A 16290-nucleotide genomic window follows, 5' to 3' on the forward strand; every position below is an offset into this window, starting at 1 on the left:
GGGCCCGGCCGGAATCGAGGCGGGGGCCGGGGTCGGGGCGGGGGCCGGGGCCGGGGCGCTCGGCCCGGGCCCGGCCCCCGGTCCCGGCTTCGGCCTCGCCCCCGCCGCGCTGTGCGCCCCCACCGTTCGCCCTGCCGCGCTGTTCGCCCCGCCCCGACGGCCATCCGGTCGGCGGGGCGGCGGCGTTTCAGGACGTGTGTCGTCGCGGGACCAGGCCGGTCAGGTGCGCGAACGCGACGACATTGCCCAGGTAGCGCCGCTCCGCCCGGTCGAAGCCCGCCCCGCAGGTGATCAGCCGCAACTCCGCACCCTTCGCGGCGCCGTAGACGCGGCGGTCGGGGAACTGCTCGGCGCGGTAGACCTCGATCGCGTCCACGGTGAAGATCGCCGTGTCGCCGTCGGCGCGATCCACCTCGACGGTGTTCCCCCGATGCAGCTCGCCGAGGTGGTAGAAGACCGCCGGGCCCTCCCGGGTGTCCACGTGCCCGGCCACGATCGCGGTTCCACCCGCACCGGGCGCGGTGCCGTTGCGATACCAGCCCGCGAGGTTGACCTCGTCGTCGGGCGGGGCCGCGAGTCGGCCGCCGTCCTCCAGGCCCAGACCGGTCAGCGGTGCGTCCACCGAGATCGCCGGGATCCGCACCCGGATCGGCGCCGCGGACGCCAGCGGGGCCAGCGGCGGCGGATCGTTCGGCGCCGGGCGTGGCTCGTCCGGATAGGCCCGGGCCTCGCCGGGCTGCGGCGGCGGGTCGGCGGCCCCGGCGCCGTTGACGATCAACGCGGCGCCGAGGCACATCGCGACGACGCCGGCGCCCACCGGCCCCATGGTGCGCCTGCGACCTTCGTCGGGCGGGGCCGAAGGGTCCACTGCTGCTCCTGACGGGGTTGCTCCCGGCGTGCCCGGGCGGGGCCGCGGCCCGAAGTCACCCGTGTGGTCGGTGGGTTCCACCCGCGTTCCCGCACCGCCGCGACCGGGGCCGGGCGGTGCGGGAACGCGGTGGTCCGAGCGGTGAGGGTTCCGCTCAGACTCGGTCCGTGCCGCGTCGGCGACGCAGCACGACGACGCCCGCACCGGCGGCGAACAGGCCCACGCCGAGCGCGATTCCGCTGCCGCCGGCAGTGCCGGACGTACCACCGGCACCGGTGTGCATGCTGCCCGAGGGGGGCTGGGCGTACTTGCCGTCGGATCCGGCCGCGCCGCCGTGCGCGGCCTGGGCGGCGTCCGCCCGGCCCTTGTCGGATCCGCTCTCGCCGGCGGGGATCTTGACGTCCGGGCAGGCCTTGGCCGCGGCCGAGGTCGCGGCGCTCATCTCGTTCCTGGTGCGGTCGAGCTGCTCCTGCCGGGACTTGTCGGGCCGCCCGGCCGCTGCCTTGGCGAAGTCCGCGACCGCGGCGTCGTACTGCAATTGGGCCTTCGCCGCCGCGGCGACCGCCTTGGCGCAGTCCGCCGGGTCGACCCGAGTACGGGCGGGGGCCGCGTGGCCGGCCGTGGGAGCGGCCAGCGCGAGACTCGCGCCGAGAAGCGCGGCGCCCGCAAACCTGGTGATCGAACGCATGATGCAACCTCCGGCGAGCCCGGACGCGGTAGCGACCTACCGCTGGGACAGCCGTGCTCGCGACTTCCAGATAAGCCGGGCGCACGGCCCCTCGCATGCCGAGAATGCCGCCACGGAGCCGAGTGGATACACTGTGTCACCCGATGGGCCCCGGGTTTCCGCTCCCCACCCGGTATCGGGACCCGGTTCGCACGGTCGCCCGCGGACTGGCCGAATGGGTGACCTTCGGCGCTCGACCCCATCCGGCGCCCCTCCCCCGGCGGGGTTCAGTGGGTGGCGCCGCCCGGGGCGGTGATGTCGTCCGTGCGGGTGGCGGCCGTGGTCACGATCGCGCGCAGGCCGGCGGTGATGGTGGGCAGCGGGAGTGAGGGGACCACCCGATCGGTGGCCTGGTCGGAGGAGAACGGCACGTGCACGAAGCCGCCGCGGGTGGTGGGGCGTTCGGTGGCGAGCAGATGCATCAGGCCGTAGAAGACGTGGTTGCAGACGAAGGTGCCGGCCGTCTGGGACACCGATGCGGGCACACCGGCCGCGCGGGCCGCCGCCACGCACGCCTTGACCGGCAGCGTGGCGAAGTACGCGGCGGGGCCCGCCTCGACGACGGGTGTGTCGATCGGCTGCCGGCCGGCGTTGTCCGGGATCCGGGCGTCGTCGATGTTGACCGCGACCCGCTCCACGGTGACGTCCGGCCGGCCGCCGGCCTGGCCCACGCACAGCACCAGGTCGGGATCGACCCGCTCGACGGCTGCCCGCAGTTCCGTCAGCGCCACCCCGTACACGCAGGACAGCTTCACCACCGTCACCGCCAGGCCCGGTTCGGGCGCCTCCGCGAGCAGTCGCACGGCCTCCCACGAGGGATTGGTGGCCTCGCCGGCGAAGGTGTCGAATCCGGTGACGAGTACGCGGGTCATGACTGTTGTCTCCTGGGACGGCCGAGCGAACGGAACGAGGCGAACGGAAGGAGGCGGGGCACAGGGGCCGGGCGGGCTCAGAACGCGAAGGCCGACATGATGCCGATGTTGACGACCAGCAGCGCGCCCGCGGTGGGCAGTTGCGCCTTGATCGGCCCGTACTGGTCCTTGAGTCCCAACAGGGCCGCGGGCACGAGGTTGAAGTTGGCCGCCATCGGGGTGCACAGCGTGCCGCAGAAGCCCGCCAGCATGCCCAGGGCGAGCACCACCGCCGGGTCGCCGCCGCCCTCGACCACCAGCACCGGCCAGCCGATCGCCGCGGTCATCACCGGGAACGCGGCGAAGGCGTTGCCCATGATCGTGGTGAACAGGAACATGCCCAGGCAGTACACGATCACCGCGACGTAGATCTTGCCGTCCGGCAGCACCTTCGAGGTGAGCACGCCGACCTGCTTGCCGACCCCCGAGACCTGGAAGATCGACCCGAGCGTGGCCAGCAGTTGCGGCAGCAGCAGTGCCCAGCCCATCGCCTCCAGCATCGAGCGACCCTCGTGGATCGGCACGCTGATGCGCTTCTCGCGGACCACGATCATGCCGACCACGAGTGCGACGATCGCGCCGATACCCAGGCCCAGGAGGGTTTCGCTGCCCTTTTGCAGGACCGGTTCGGAGCCGATGTGCCACTTCTTCACGATCACCGCGCACACCATCGCCACCACCGGGATGGTCAGTGCCGGAATGAACAGGCGGCTGCCGAGGCGGGCGGCGATGGCCACCCGCTGCTCGCTGTCGGTGCTGTGCACGGCGCCCTTGCCGGTGAAGCCGAAACCCGCCAGACACACCATCACCAGCACGGCCACACCCAGCGGTTCGGCCGGGGAGGTCTTCTCCACGACTCGGGTGCTGTAGATGAAGCCCGCACCGAGCAGGCCCCAGAACGCGGCGCTGCCGAAGCGCCTGGCATTGCTGCGGTCCACGAGCATCTGCCCGGCCATCACCAGGAAGATGGCGCCGACCAGCCAGAAGAACCACTCGACCTCGATCACTTGAGCTTCCTCTCGGCAACGGCACCATCGGCGGCGGGACGTGCGGCCGCGGATGCGGCGACGGTTTCGGCGACCGGCCCGGCGGCGGGGACGGCCGCGAACTCGCGGGCCAACGTGCGGTCCAGCCGCAGCAGTCGCCAGCCGTGGATGAGGAACGCGAAGACGGCGGTGGGAATCGCCCACAGCGCCACGTGCAACGGCTCGATGTGCTGGTGGTACGTGGTGTTCACGAAGCCGGTGATCAGCAGGATCGAGCCGACCGCCAGAAAGCAGTCCTCGCCGAAGAACAGGCCGACGTTGTCGGCGCCCGCGGCATGCGAACGAATCTTCTCCCGGACCTTGTCCGGGAGCGGCCCGTGGCTGCGCTCGGCGGCACCCTCGGCCATCGGAACCACCAACGGGCGTACCGTCTGGGCCGGTCCGCCCAGGGTGACCAGGCCGACGGCGGCGGTGAGCTGACGCAGACCCAGGTACAACACCAGGAAGCGCCCGGTGGTGAGCCTGCCGAACCGCGCGATCAGGGTACGGGCCTGCTCCCGGAGGCCGTTGCGTTCCAGGAGGCCGATCACCGGCAGGGTGATCGCGAAGATCGTCACGCCCCGGCTGGACGCGAAGCCGTTGCCGAACGCGGCGAGCACTTCGCGCGGTGACAGGTCTCCGAGCAGGCCGGTGGCCACGCCGGAAACGCCGACCACCAACAGGGGGTTGCGTCGAGTGGCGAACCCTACGATCACCAGTAGGACGCCGAGGAGCACAATCATTGCGCAGCCTTCCACGCTCGGGTCCTCGAACAGGGGGACGAGGAGGTGCCGAGGAGGCTAAGCTATTGTTGAACAATCCCACAAGACCTTGTGAATGGTGCGGGAACTTGATCTACTCCTCCCGCACTGCCCGTCGCACTCTGGGGGAACCCCACATGGGCCAAGACGTCGACCTCGCCCGGCCTTCCGCCGACGACACGCTCGGACGCCTTGCCGCCGATCGCGACCTGCTCGGACGCGCGGGCACCGCACAACGCGTCGCCGAGGTGTTGCGCGATCGCATCGCCGAGGGCGCGCTGCCACCGGGCACCCGACTGTCCGAACAGGCCCTGGGCGCCGCCCTCGGTGTCTCCCGCAACACGCTGCGTGAGGCGTTCCGCACGCTGGTCGACGGCCGCCTGGTCGTGCACGAGATGAATCGCGGCGTCTTCGTCCGCATGCTCGACCCCGACGACGTGTCCGACATCTACGCGGTCCGTCGGGCCCTGGAGGGCACCGGGCTGCGGGCCGCCGCCACGGCCGCCCCCGAGCGCGTCGCCGCACTGCACGCGGCGGTCGCCGGCGGCGAGGCGGCGGCCGACGCCGGCGACTGGCCCGAGGTCGGCACCGCCGACCTGCGCTTCCACCGGGCCCTGGTCGCCCTCGCGGGCAGCCCGCGTCTGGACGAGTACATGACCCGGCTGATCGCCGAGCTGCGGCTGGCCTTCCTGGCCATGCCATCGGCCCGGGCCCTGCACGAACCGTTCCTGCGCCGCAATCGCCGGATCGCCGACCTGCTCGCGGCCGGCGACACCGCCGGCGCCGCGGAAGTCCTGGAGCGGTACCTGGACGACGCGTGCGAGATGATCTGCACGGCGATGCGCATGGACGGCGCATGAGCGCCACCGTGATCGACCTCAACGCCGACCTGGGCGAGGGCTTCGGCCGCTGGACGCTGACCGACGACGAGGCACTGCTGTCCGTGGTGACCAGCGCCAACGTCGCGTGCGGATTCCACGCCGGGGATCCGATCACGATGCGTCGGGTCTGCGACCTGGCCGCCGAGCACGACGTGCGGATCGGCGCCCAGGTCTCCTATCGCGACCTGGCCGGCTTCGGCCGCCGCGCGATGGACGTGCCGGCCGCCGAGCTGGCCGCCGAAGTGGCCTATCAGATCGGCGCGTTGGAGGTCTTCGCACGCGCCGCCGGGGCCCGGGTGGCCTATCTCAAGCCGCACGGCGCGCTGTACAACCGCACGGTGTGGGACGAGGACCAGGCCGGCGCGGTGGTCGCCGGCGTGCTCCTGGCCGGCGCTGCGCTACCGGTCCTGGGGCTGCCCGGCTCACGCCTGCTCGAAGCCGCCGAGTCCGCCGGACTGCCTTGCGTACGCGAGGCGTTCGCGGACCGCGCATACACCGCGCAGGGCACCCTGGTGCCGCGCGGGGAACCCGGAGCCGTCGTCCACGACGGGGACCGGGTCGTGTCCCGCTCGCTGACGATGGCGCGTGAGGGCGCCGTCGTCGCCATCACGGGAGAGCGGGTCGCCGTCTCGGCCCGGTCGCTGTGCCTGCACGGCGACACCCCGGGTGCGGCCGAGCTGGCGCTGCGGGTCCGCCGCGCGCTGCTGGCCGCCGACGTGTCCCTGGAGCCGTTCGCGTGAGGGCCCTGCCGGTGGGCCGACACGCGCTGCTCCTGGAGGTGGACACGGCCGACCGGGCCGAGGCGCTGCACGCCGAACTGCTGCGCCGACGCGCCGCGGGAACCCTGCCGACGGTCCGCGAGATCGTCCCGGCCGCACGCACCGTGCTGCTGGACGGGCTCGCGGATCCGGCCGCCCTGGCCGCCGACGTCCCGGGGTGGCACATCCCGCCGCTGTCCGCCGAGGCGGGCGAGCTGATCGAGATCGCGGTCCGCTACGACGGGCCGGACCTGACCGAGGTGGCCGACCTGTGGCGGGTGCCCGTCGGGCGCGTGCCCGAGATCATCGGCGGGATCACCTTCCGGGTCGCCTTCTGTGGCTTCGCCCCCGGATTCGGCTACCTCACCGGCCTGCCCCGGCGCTACCACCTGGCCCGCCGGGCCACCCCGCGCACCGCCGTCCCGGTCGGCTCGCTGGGACTGGCCGGCGAGTACGCGGGCGTGTACCCGCGCTCCTCGCCCGGCGGTTGGCAACTGATCGGCAGCACCGACGCGGTGTTGTGGGACGCCACCCGCGAACCCGCCGCCCTGTTCGCACCCGGGGTGCGGGTGCACTTCGTGCCGGAGGACCGATGAAGGCGCGCGCCGTCGAGGTGGTCCGGGCCGGCGCCCCGACCACCGTGCGGACACACTCCGTACCGGAGGAGCAATGACCACGCGCGCCATCCAGGTGGTCCGGGCCGGCGCCCTGACCACCGTGCAGGACCTGGGCCGCGCCGGGTTCGCGCACCTGGGTGTGCCCCGCTCCGGCGCGCTGGACCAGCCCGCACACCGGCTCGCCAATCGCCTGGTGGGCAATCCGCCCGACGCGGCGACCCTGGAGACCACCTTGACCGGCACCGCCGTGCGGGTGTGCGCGACCACCGTGGCCGCGGTGGTCGGCGCGCCCTGCACGGTCCGGGTCCAGGGCCGCCCGGTGGCGTGGGGCGCGGCGATCCGGATCCCGGCCGGTGCCGTGCTCGACGTCGGCCCGGCCACCGCCGGTCTGCGTGGCTACCTGGCCTTCGCCGGCGGCGTGGCGGTCGAGCCGGTGCTGGGCAGCCGGTCCACCGACCTGCTCTCCGGACTGGGGCCCGCGCCGCTGGCCGACGGCGACGTGCTCGGGTTGGGCGAGCCGACCGGCCCCACGCCGCCGGATGCGGATGTCTCCCGTCGACCGGGGCCGCCCACCGAGCTCGTGCTGCCGCTGGTGCTCGGCCCGCGCCGGGACTGGTTCGCACCCGACGCCCCCGCCGCGCTCGGCGCCGCCCGCTACACGGTGGCCTCGGCAAGCAACCGGATCGGGCTGCGCACCGACGGACCCGCGCTGAGCTGGGCGCGCACGGACGAACTGCCGAGCGAGGGCATGGTGTTGGGCGCGGTACAGGTGCCCCCGGACGGCCGGCCCGTGCTCTTCCTGGCCGACCACCCGGTCACCGGCGGCTACCCGGTGATCGGCGTGGTCCCCGAGGAACACCTCGCCCTGGCCGCCCAGGCGGTCCCCGGCACGCCGGTCCGCTTCACCGTCACGGCGCACTGACCACCGGTCGACCCGCACCACGCCGCGTCCCATCCACCGGCAACTCGACTGCCCGACACAGGAGTTGCCGGGTGCGCCCGCGCGCTCGCCGGAGCGGGCCGCACCCCGGCGCCGACCTGCGACGGGACCGCCGCGCGCGTGAGTTCCTCACGGACGAATCCGTGCATTCCTCACGGCCGTTTCGTGATGAATACGACTGCCGCCCGCTCCGCTTCGCCGGCAGTGTTCCCAACGGCACCCGGCCAACGGGAATGGGAGTGCGATGAACAAGGGGTACGCGGTCTACTGCGACGCCGATCGAACCTTCTACGACGCGCCGCACCGACTCCGCACGGACGAGAGCGGTCCGGCGGCGTCCTACGAGACCACGCGCCGCGAACTCCCGGACGGCTGGCGGCGCCACAACTCCGGCGACTGGCTCGCGTTCCGACCGATCGAGTGCCCGCTGCCCGCCCAGGGCTGGAAGATCCACGTCTCCGCCTGTCTGGGCAACGCCGACAAGGTGCTCGCCGCGGTCTGGGACTACTGCGTCCCGCGCCGCATCGCGTTCAAGTGCGTGCCGAGCCCGTACCTGTTGCACACTCGCAACGCCAAGTACGCCGAGCGGGCCGGGAGCGGAAAGTTCGTCACCGTCTACCCCGCCGACGACGGGCAGTGTCAAAGCATCGCGACCGACCTGGCCGCGCTGTTGGCCGGCGAGCCCGGCCCGTACATCCTCAGCGACCTGCGCTGGGGCGAGGGACCGGTCTACCTGCGGTACGGCAGCTTCACCGAACGCAACTGCCACGACGAGCGCGGCGAACTGTGTCCCGCGATCGAGGACGACACCGGCACCCTGGTCCCCGACCGTCGCGAACCCACCTTCCGGCTGCCGCCGTGGCTCGAACTGCCCGCCTTCCTGGGCCCGCACCTGGCCGCGCGTTCCGCGACCACCGTCGGCGAACTCCCGTACAAGATCGAGCGTGCGCTGCACTTCTCCAACGGCGGTGGCGTGTACATCGGGCGGGACCTGCGCACCGACGAACAGGTCGTGCTCAAGGAGGCCCGCCCGCACGCCGGACTCGCCGCCGACGGCGCGGACGCGGTCACCCGGCTGGAGCGCGAGCGCGACGCGCTGCGCCGGCTGAGCGGACTCGCCTGTACACCCGAGGTGCACGACTGGTTCGAGCTGGGCGAACACCGTTTCCTGGTGCTGGAGTTCATCCAGGGCAGTCCGCTGAACACGTTCTTCGCGCACCGGCATCCGTTGATCGAGACGGACCCTTCGCCCGAGCGCCTGGCCGAGTACACCCAGTGGGCGATGCGCGTGTACACACTCGTGGAGAACGCGGTCGCGCAGATCCATGCCCGCGGCGTGGTGTTCAACGACCTGCACCTGTTCAACATCATGATGTCCGAGGACGAGAGCGCGGTGACGCTGCTCGACTTCGAGGCCGCCGCCGTCGACGACGAGAGCGGTCGGCAGGTGGTCGCCAATCCCGGCTTCGTCGCTCCGCGCGACCGGCGCGGCGCCGACGTGGACCGCTACGCCCTCGCCTGTCTGCGCATCGCCCTGTTCCTGCCACTGACCAGCCTGTTCACCGTTGACCGGGGCAAGGCCCGGCACCTGGCCGACATCGCCGCCGAGCAGTTCCCGATCCCGGCCGACTGGCTGGATGCGGCGGTCGAGGAGATCCTGCGCGGACACCACCCGGAGCAGACCCGGGACGCGGCGTCGCCGGCGGCGCACGGCCCACGGCCCACGGACGCATACCTGCCGGTCGCCCTCGACGACTGGCCGAACAGCCGCGACTCGATGGCCCGGGCGATCCACGCGTCGGCGACCCCGGACCGCGAGGATCGTTGTTTCCCGGGCGACATCACCCAGTTCGCCGTGCCCGGCGGCGGCGCCTGCTTCGGCTACGGTGCGGCCGGTGTGTTGTACGCCCTGGCCGAGACCGGTGCCGAGCCGCTGCCGGCGGCCGAGAAGTGGCTGCTGCGCAGCACCGAGAACCTGCCCTCCGGGAACCCGATCGGCTTCTACGACGGGCTGTCCGGCGTCGCCTGGACACTGGACCGACTCGGCCATCGGGAACGGGCCCTGGATCTGGTCGACACGATCCTGGCGCAGGACCGGCGCACCCTGGGATCCGATCTGCACAGCGGACTCGCCGGCCTCGGCCTGGCCCTGGAGGCACTGGCCTCCTCCACCGGCGAAACCGGCCTGCACACCCACGCGATCACGTGCGCCGAGCGACTCGCCGACCGTGCCCGCACCGGCCCCGCACCGGCCCGCGCCGGTCTCCTGCACGGCGCCACCGGCAGCGCGCTGTTGTACCTGCGGCTGTACGAACGGCTGCGCGACCCGGGCCTGTTGGACGCCGCCGCCGATGCGCTGCGCGCCGACCTGGCCCGCTGCGTGGTCGCGGTCGGCGGCACCCTCCAGGTCGACGAGGGCCGGCGCACGATGCCGTACCTGGGCGCGGGCAGCGTGGGCATCGGAATGGTCCTCGACGACTATCTCGCGCACCGCCCCGACGCCGACTTCGAGCAGGCCCGGATCGAGATCGTCCGTGCCGCGCAGGCCAGGTTCTACGCCCAGCCCGGCCTGTTCCGCGGCGCCGCGGGCATGGTGTTGCACCTGAGTCGCACCAGCACCGGAGGTCCCGGCACCGAACCCGACGACATCCGTCGGCAGATCGAGTCGCTGTCCTGGGGCGCCGTCCCCTACCGCGGGCATGTGGCGTTCGCCGGTGAGCAGATGATGCGCCTGTCGATGGACCTGAGCACCGGCACCGCCGGTTGCCTGCTCGCGTTGGGCAGCGCCCTGCACGACCGACCCGTGCAACTGCCCTTCCTCCCGCCGCCTTCGCGGCCCTAGAGCCGATTCCTTCACGGGGATCGAAGCAGGACCGGCCCGCCGTTCCGGGGGCCGGCGCACCATCCGAACGAACGAGCTCCACTACCGAGAGGAACGATCATCATGGCACTTCTCGACCTGCAGGCGCTGGAGACCGAAGAGGCCCCCGAGTTCGGCGGCGGCGGTGGCGGTGGCAGCCGCGCCAGCCTCCTCCTGTGCGGCAACAGCAGCCTGAGCCTGGTCACCTGCAACTGACCGACTCACTCCCGGGGTTGAACATCCCGAGATGACGAGCTGAACGCGGTCCCGGGCGGCGGCATTCCGCCCGGGACCGCTGCTCTCGAAAGTACGCCCCCCGCCAGGCTCCCAGGACCGCACCCCGCACCCGGAGGCGAGGAATCGCAGCGCATGGCCGCAACGCGCCGGACAGCCGAACGCGCCGAACCGGCGCCCACCGACGGCACCGGCCGACTCCTGGCCGGCGCCCTCCGGCACAGCGCGGGCCGCACCGCGGCCGTGTTCGGTTGCAGTCTCGGCGCCGCGGCCGTCGCGATCGCGCTGCCCGCCGTCCTCGGCCACGCGCTCGACCTGCTCCTCGACGACGCCGCCGGAGCACGCCGGGCGGTCGCCCTGTGCGCCGTCCTGATCCTGGCCGAGGTCGTCTTCGACGCCGCCGAGGCGCTCCTGGGCGGGATCACCACCGCTCGCACCGCCGCCTGGCTGCGCCGGCTGGGCGTCGACCACGTGTTGTCGCTCGCCCCGCACCGCGCCGCCGAACGCTGCACCCCCGGCGACCTGGTCACCCGGCTCACCGGCAACGTCGCCGAGGCGAGCACCGCCCCCACCACGGCCGCGAACGGCGTGGCCACGCTGTTCGTTCCGCTCGGCGGCCTGATCGCTCTCGCGATCATCGACATCCGGCTGTTCGCCGTCTTTCTGGCGGGCGTACCCCTGCTGGCCTGGTTGTTGCGCGCCTTCGTCCGCGACTCCTCCGACAGCGTGGCCCGTTACCAGCGCGTCCAGGCGGATATCGCCGGCCGGCTCGTCGAGGCGCTGGGCGGCGCGCGCACGATCGCCGCCGCCGGCAGCACGGCGCGCGAACTCGACCGAATCCTCGCGCCGTTGCCCGAGCTGGGCAACCAGGGCAGGCGGATGTGGCACGTCTACGGACGAGCCGTGGCCGGCGCCGGAATCCTGGTGCCGCTGCTGACCACCGCCGTACTGGCCGTCGGTGGGGTGCGACTGACCCACGGCGACCTGACCGTCGGCGAACTGCTCGCCGCCTCGCGCTACGCCGTACTGGCCGCCGGTCTGGGCGCCGCCGTCGGGCAACTCAACGGCCTCGTGCGCAGCCGCGCCGCGGCCCGCCGCACCGCCGAATTGCTGGCCGTGCCCCCGATGCGGTCGGGCGGCGACCCGCTTCCGGCGAACGGCCCGGGCCGGCTCGAACTGCGCGGGGTCACCGTCGTCCGCGACGGCACGCCGGTGCTGCGCGACGTGCACCTGATCGTGCCGGGCGGCACCACCGCGGCCGTGGTCGGGCACTCCGGCGCGGGCAAGTCCACGCTCGCCGCGGTCGCCGGGCGGCTGACCGACGTGGATGCGGGTGCGGTGTTGCTGGACGGCGTACCGCTGGCCGGGATCGACCCGGCGCAGCTGCGTCGGGAGGTCGGGTACGCCTTCGAGCGGCCGGCCCTGTTCGGCGACACGATCGCCGAGGCGATCGCCTTCGGGCCCTACACCTGCTCCCCCGGCCGGATCGAGGTCGCCGCCGAGGCGGCCGGCGCCGACAGTTTCATCCGGCTGCTGCCCAAGGGCTACGCGGCGCCGCTCGCTACCGCGCCGCTGTCCGGTGGCGAGCTGCAACGACTCGGTCTGGCACGGGCGTTCGCCCATGCCGGCCGGCTGCTCGTGCTGGACGACGCCACCTCGAGCCTGGACAGCGTCACCGAACTGCGGGTCGGGCGGGCGCTGGTCCGTGACGTCCGCGCGGGCACCCGGCTGCTGATCGCCCACCGGGCCTCCTCGGCGGCGCGGGCCGACCTGGTCGTGTGGCTGGAGGGCGGCCGGGTGCGCGCGCTCGGCCCGCACGAGACGCTGTGGGAGAACCCGGACTATCGGGCGGTGTTCGCGGATCCGGGCGATCTGTCGGGCCCTGGTGGATCGGCCGCCGCGGCGGCGTCCGACCCGGTCGGGGAGGACCGGTGAGCGACGGTCGATCCCGGGTGCCCGCGCTGGCCCGGCGTTTCCTGGCCCGGCGCCGGACGGCCCTGCTCCGGCTCGCGGGCTGGTCGCTGCTGGAGTCGGCGCAGACGTTCCTCGGCGGCTACGGCGTGGCGATGGCCCTCGATCACGGCTTCCTGGCCGGGCACGCCGGAATCGGTCTGGCCTGGCTGGCCGTTGCGGCGGTGGCGATCGTGCTCGGCGGGGCGGCCACGGGCGGGATCTTTCGCGGCCTGGCCGATCTGGTCGAACCGCTGCGCGACGGGCTGGTCCGGCGGGTGGCGACCGGCGCGTTGGTCGAGGCGATCGAGGCGCCGGCGCGCGCGGCGGACAGCGCGGTGGTCTCCCGACTGACCAACCAGTGCGAGATCGCCCGGGACAGCTTCGCCGGACTGGTCCTGGTGGCCCGCTCCTTCGTCTTCACCGCGCTCGGCGCCCTGTTCGGATTGGCCGCGCTGGCGCCGGAGTTGCTGGTCGTGGTGGTGCCGCCGCTGGTGCTGGGACTGGCGCTCTTCCTGGCCACGCTGGCACCGATGGCCGCCCGGCAGCGCGCCTTCCTGGACGCCGACGAGGCGCTGTCCACCCGACTCGGGACGGTGGCGACGGGGCTGCGCGACGTGCTCGCGGGCGGTGCGCGCGATTCGGTCGCGGCACACACGCACGCGCTGATCGACGCCGAGGCCCGCGCGGCGCGGTCGTTGGCCCGGTGGGCCGGCGCACGGGCGATCGCACTCGCGGTGGCCGGGCAGTTGCCGGTCCTGCTGCTGTTGCTGACCGCTCCCTGGCTGCTCGACCGGGGCCTGACCGCGGGTGCGCTGCTGGGTGCGCTGACGTACCTCACCCAGGCCCTGCTGCCGGCGCTGCACACGTTGATGCACGCGCTGGGCGCGGCCGGCACCCGACTGCTCGTGGTGCTGGATCGGCTCACCTCGGGACCGGCGGCCGGCCCGGCGGCGGCGCGGCACGTGGCGGGCACGACCGGCGGGCCGCCGCGGGTGCGGATGCACCGCGTGACGTTCGCGTACGGCCCGAACGCGGCGCCGGTCTTACGCGATCTGGACCTGATCGTCGAACCCGGTGAGCACCTCGTGGTGGTCGGCCCCAGTGGGATCGGCAAGTCCACACTGGCCGCCGTCGTCGCGGGTCTGCTCGCGCCGGACCGGGGCGAGGTGCACGTGGACGGACGGCCGGTCCGCCCGGTCGGCGGCGATCCGTCCCGACTGCGGGTGCTCATCCCGCAGCAGGCGTACGTGTTCACCGGCAGCGTGCGGGAGAACCTGCTCTACCTGTGCCCGGACGGCGCGACCACCCCGGCGCTGACCGCATCGGCGGACGCCGTCGGCCTGTTGCCGCTGATCGATCGACTCGGCGGACTCGATGCGCCGGTGGACCCGGCCTCGTTGTCCCAGGGCGAGCGCCAGTTGATCGCCTTGGCGCGGGCCCATCTGTCACCGGCGCCGCTGGTGTTGTTGGACGAGGCCACCTGTCACCTGGACCCGGTCGCCGAACGGCGGGCCGAACTGGCCTTCGCGGAGCGGCCCGGGACGCTGATCGTGGTCGCCCATCGGATCAGTTCGGCCCGACGGGCGGACCGGGTGCTCGTCCTGGACGGCGTGCACGCGATGTGCGGGACGCATCGGGAACTCCTGGATCGCTCGTCGCTGTACCGGGATCTGGTCGGGGACTGGCACGCCGAGCGGATCTGAGCCGGGCACCGATGCGATGGGAGCGGGCGTCGGCGGGGCGGTGCGGGTCGTGGGGGCGAATGGGGTCGGGATCCGGGCTGGGGTGCGCCCGGATCCGACCGGGCCGGTCTATACCCAGCCGGCGTCCTGCGAGATCCGGATCGCGTCGATCCGGTTGCGGGCACCCGTCTTGCGGGTGATCGCGGACATGTAGTTCCGGACGGTGCCGATGCTGAGCCGCAGGTTACGGGCTATCTCCGGAGCGGATGCCCCCTCGGCGGCCAGGGTCAGCACCCGCATCTCGCGGGGGGTCAGCGGGGCGCTCGCGGCGCGCAGCAGGTCCAGCGCGAGCGACCCGTCCACGTAGCGCCGACCCGCGGCCACCAGCCGGATCGCCCGCGGCAGTTGCGGAGGCTGGGCGTCCTTGTCCACGAAGCCCATGGCCTTGGCCTCGGCCGCCCGGCACAGGCTGCCCGGCCGGGAGATGGTGGCCAGGACGAGCAGGGCACAGTCCGGATCGACCGGCCGACGCGGCAACTGCACGGACCCGGGACAGTCCACGTCCACCACGCAGACGTGCGGACGCTGGCACCGGGCCCGATTCGGTGCGCCATCCCAACTGTCGGCCTCCACTTCGATGTCCTCCTCACGATCGAGCAGCGCGGTGAGCGCCGATCGCATCAATTCCGTGTCGTGCACCAAGAGAACGCGGATCATTGTTCGCTCCCAATCGACGCCGACGTCCCGAAGTTGCCCGTCGAGCACCTCGATAGCTACCCCGCCCCACGACTTACACCACAACCCGTAACCGAATGATGCGTTTGTGCGACGTTTGGATCCGTCGCTCACACTTCCTGTCGAACCACGACCGCTAGGGGCCGCTCTCGATCGCACCGGGCCGACGGCGCGACCGGCGCGGCCCCGGGCGGCACGGAAGGAAGGACGCGGAACGCGCTCGCCCGCTACCTGCGGCGCCCGTCACCGCCGGGCCGACGCGGGCGATCGGAGCGTCGGGTTCGGGCCCAGGACGGCGCCCAGGTCTCGCCCTCCCGGTCCTCGGGTGCCGACGCGGCGAGGTGGTCGCGGAGCGCGGTGAGGGCGGGGTGCGGATTGTCCGTGCGCCAGACCAGCGAGTGCGGGTAGATCGGGGTCGGATCGCACAGGGGGATGAGCCGCAGGTCGTGGCCGACCGGCCAGACGAGCGGCGTTCGGTCGGTGAGGAAGGTCGCCAGCGTCGACGAGTCGGCGATCGTGTCGAGGAGCGCCTCGATGCCGAAGTCGGGACCGATCGTGTCGATGGTGAGCCCGAACGCGGCGGCGAGTGCGTCGTAGTAGGCGGTCCACTCGGTGCCGCGGATGTTGCCCGGCATCCAGATCCGGTGTCCGACCAGTCGGTCGAGCGCGACCGCACGGGCGGTGGCGAATTCGTGGGCGGGGCCGACGAACAGCCGAAGCGGCTCGTCGAGGACCGGGGTCGCCTCGACGCCGTCCGGCAACTGCCGACCGGGCATCGTGACGGCACGCAGGGTCGCGTCGATGGCGCCGGACCGTACCGCGTCCACGGCGGCGTCCGCGCCGAAGAGGGTCACCACGTCGAGCCCGATCTCCGGGTGCGCGCGATGGAATTCGCGGACCATGCCGGCCGGGGCGAGCCGTCGACCCACGACGTCGACCCGCAGCGCGCGCCGCCCCGGACGCACGGACGCGGCGGCCTGCTCCTCGGCGTGCAGAAGAGCCCGGGCATGCGGCAGGAACACCTGCCCGTCGATGGTCAGCCGGGCCCCGCGCGCGGTTCGCACGAACAGTTGCACACCGAGGTCCTTCTCCAACGCGGCGATGCGCTTGGAGACCGCCTGCTGGGTGATCGACAGTTGCGCCGCGGCCGACTGGAACTGCCCCGCGTCCACGGCGGCGACGAAGGTGCGCACGGCGGCGATATCCACGCCGTCATCCTAGAAGCACAACCAGAGGTTGTGGACAGTGGGCGAGATAGTTGTTTGATCCCGTTACGGCATGCTCGATTTGATGTCTTCGGTCAACGCCCGGTTTCACCAATGGCGGTCTCCCGCCGGC

At 73.1% G+C, this 16290-nt stretch carries 15 protein-coding genes; 8 read left to right on the forward strand and 7 right to left on the reverse strand.

Going from position 1 to position 16290, the window contains the following annotated elements; all coding sequences use genetic code 11:
* Positions 1-187: 187 nt before the first annotated feature.
* From ACFZBU_RS14975 to ACFZBU_RS14995, 5 genes are all read right to left on the reverse strand, one after another.
* On the reverse strand, positions 188-826 hold the full coding sequence (locus tag ACFZBU_RS14975; RefSeq protein ID WP_391584346.1) for a class F sortase: 639 nt from the start codon (positions 824-826) through the stop codon (positions 188-190).
* Between the two features lie 196 nt (positions 827-1022).
* A complete protein-coding gene (locus ACFZBU_RS14980; protein ID WP_391583969.1) occupies positions 1023-1556 on the reverse strand; it encodes a hypothetical protein in 534 nt (177 codons plus the stop codon).
* A gap of 266 nt (positions 1557-1822) precedes the next feature.
* A complete protein-coding gene (pcp, locus tag ACFZBU_RS14985) occupies positions 1823-2467 on the reverse strand; it encodes a pyroglutamyl-peptidase I (RefSeq protein WP_391583970.1) in 645 nt (214 codons plus the stop codon).
* Positions 2468-2544: 77 nt separating this feature from the next.
* Positions 2545-3513: a DUF979 domain-containing protein gene (locus tag ACFZBU_RS14990; RefSeq protein WP_391583971.1), complete on the reverse strand. Its 969-nt coding sequence runs from the start codon at positions 3511-3513 to the stop codon at positions 2545-2547.
* Complete coding sequence (locus tag ACFZBU_RS14995) at positions 3510-4274, reverse strand: DUF969 domain-containing protein (RefSeq protein ID WP_391583972.1); 765 nt, start codon at positions 4272-4274, stop codon at positions 3510-3512. Before ACFZBU_RS14995 ends, ACFZBU_RS14990 begins: the two co-directional genes overlap by 4 nt.
* Before the next feature lie 155 nt (positions 4275-4429).
* Here ACFZBU_RS14995 and ACFZBU_RS15000 point away from each other — a divergent pair, with 155 nt between their 5' ends.
* From ACFZBU_RS15000 to ACFZBU_RS15035, 8 genes are all read left to right on the forward strand, one after another.
* Positions 4430-5152, forward strand: a complete 723-nt coding sequence (locus ACFZBU_RS15000; protein WP_391583973.1) for a GntR family transcriptional regulator — start codon at positions 4430-4432, stop codon at positions 5150-5152.
* Positions 5149-5913, forward strand: a complete 765-nt coding sequence (locus ACFZBU_RS15005) for a LamB/YcsF family protein (RefSeq protein ID WP_391583974.1) — start codon at positions 5149-5151, stop codon at positions 5911-5913. Before ACFZBU_RS15000 ends, ACFZBU_RS15005 begins: the two co-directional genes overlap by 4 nt.
* Entirely contained in the window at positions 5910-6527 is a 618-nt protein-coding gene (locus ACFZBU_RS15010; RefSeq protein ID WP_391583975.1) for an allophanate hydrolase subunit 1, read from the forward strand. The genes ACFZBU_RS15005 and ACFZBU_RS15010 overlap by 4 nt, the downstream gene beginning before the upstream one ends.
* A gap of 73 nt (positions 6528-6600) precedes the next feature.
* Positions 6601-7470, forward strand: coding sequence for a biotin-dependent carboxyltransferase family protein (locus ACFZBU_RS15015; protein ID WP_391583976.1), 870 nt, complete (start codon positions 6601-6603; stop codon positions 7468-7470).
* 262 nt (positions 7471-7732) lie between these two features.
* On the forward strand, positions 7733-10330 hold the full coding sequence (lanKC, locus tag ACFZBU_RS15020; protein WP_391583977.1) for a class III lanthionine synthetase LanKC: 2598 nt from the start codon (positions 7733-7735) through the stop codon (positions 10328-10330).
* Between the two features lie 102 nt (positions 10331-10432).
* Positions 10433-10564 carry a SapB/AmfS family lanthipeptide gene (locus tag ACFZBU_RS15025; protein WP_391583978.1) on the forward strand — a complete coding sequence of 44 codons (132 nt, stop codon included), beginning with the start codon at positions 10433-10435 and terminating at the stop codon, positions 10562-10564.
* A gap of 153 nt (positions 10565-10717) precedes the next feature.
* Complete coding sequence (locus ACFZBU_RS15030; protein WP_391583979.1) at positions 10718-12517, forward strand: ABC transporter ATP-binding protein; 1800 nt, start codon at positions 10718-10720, stop codon at positions 12515-12517.
* On the forward strand, positions 12514-14238 hold the full coding sequence (locus ACFZBU_RS15035; RefSeq protein ID WP_391583980.1) for an ATP-binding cassette domain-containing protein: 1725 nt from the start codon (positions 12514-12516) through the stop codon (positions 14236-14238). The genes ACFZBU_RS15030 and ACFZBU_RS15035 overlap by 4 nt, the downstream gene beginning before the upstream one ends.
* A 108-nt stretch (positions 14239-14346) precedes the next feature.
* On the opposite strand, the gene ACFZBU_RS15040 is transcribed toward ACFZBU_RS15035, so the two are convergent.
* Positions 14347-14934: a LuxR C-terminal-related transcriptional regulator gene (locus ACFZBU_RS15040; protein ID WP_391583981.1), complete on the reverse strand. Its 588-nt coding sequence runs from the start codon at positions 14932-14934 to the stop codon at positions 14347-14349.
* Positions 14935-15179: 245 nt separating this feature from the next.
* Entirely contained in the window at positions 15180-16160 is a 981-nt protein-coding gene (locus ACFZBU_RS15045) for a LysR family transcriptional regulator (RefSeq protein WP_391583982.1), read from the reverse strand.
* Between the last annotated feature and the right edge of the window lie 130 nt (positions 16161-16290).

The sequence above is a fragment of the Embleya sp. NPDC008237 genome, from assembly GCF_042956465.1.
GTDB lineage: Bacteria > Actinomycetota > Actinomycetes > Streptomycetales > Streptomycetaceae > Embleya.

What these genes read in the sequence shown, in the direction of transcription:
- ACFZBU_RS14975 (WP_391584346.1), bottom strand. Translation starts at nt 826, where the DNA reads ATGGGGCCGGTGGGCGCCGGCGTCGTCGCGATGTGCCTCGGCGCCGCG.
- ACFZBU_RS14980 (WP_391583969.1), bottom strand. Translation starts at nt 1,556, where the DNA reads ATGCGTTCGATCACCAGGTTTGCGGGCGCCGCGCTTCTCGGCGCGAGT.
- pcp (WP_391583970.1), bottom strand. Translation starts at nt 2,467, where the DNA reads ATGACCCGCGTACTCGTCACCGGATTCGACACCTTCGCCGGCGAGGCC.
- ACFZBU_RS14995 (WP_391583972.1), bottom strand. Translation starts at nt 4,274, where the DNA reads ATGATTGTGCTCCTCGGCGTCCTACTGGTGATCGTAGGGTTCGCCACT.
- ACFZBU_RS15000 (WP_391583973.1), top strand. Translation starts at nt 4,430, where the DNA reads ATGGGCCAAGACGTCGACCTCGCCCGGCCTTCCGCCGACGACACGCTC.
- ACFZBU_RS15005 (WP_391583974.1), top strand. Translation starts at nt 5,149, where the DNA reads ATGAGCGCCACCGTGATCGACCTCAACGCCGACCTGGGCGAGGGCTTC.
- ACFZBU_RS15015 (WP_391583976.1), top strand. Translation starts at nt 6,601, where the DNA reads ATGACCACGCGCGCCATCCAGGTGGTCCGGGCCGGCGCCCTGACCACC.
- lanKC (WP_391583977.1), top strand. Translation starts at nt 7,733, where the DNA reads ATGAACAAGGGGTACGCGGTCTACTGCGACGCCGATCGAACCTTCTAC.
- ACFZBU_RS15025 (WP_391583978.1), top strand. Translation starts at nt 10,433, where the DNA reads ATGGCACTTCTCGACCTGCAGGCGCTGGAGACCGAAGAGGCCCCCGAG.
- ACFZBU_RS15030 (WP_391583979.1), top strand. Translation starts at nt 10,718, where the DNA reads ATGGCCGCAACGCGCCGGACAGCCGAACGCGCCGAACCGGCGCCCACC.
- ACFZBU_RS15040 (WP_391583981.1), bottom strand. Translation starts at nt 14,934, where the DNA reads ATGATCCGCGTTCTCTTGGTGCACGACACGGAATTGATGCGATCGGCG.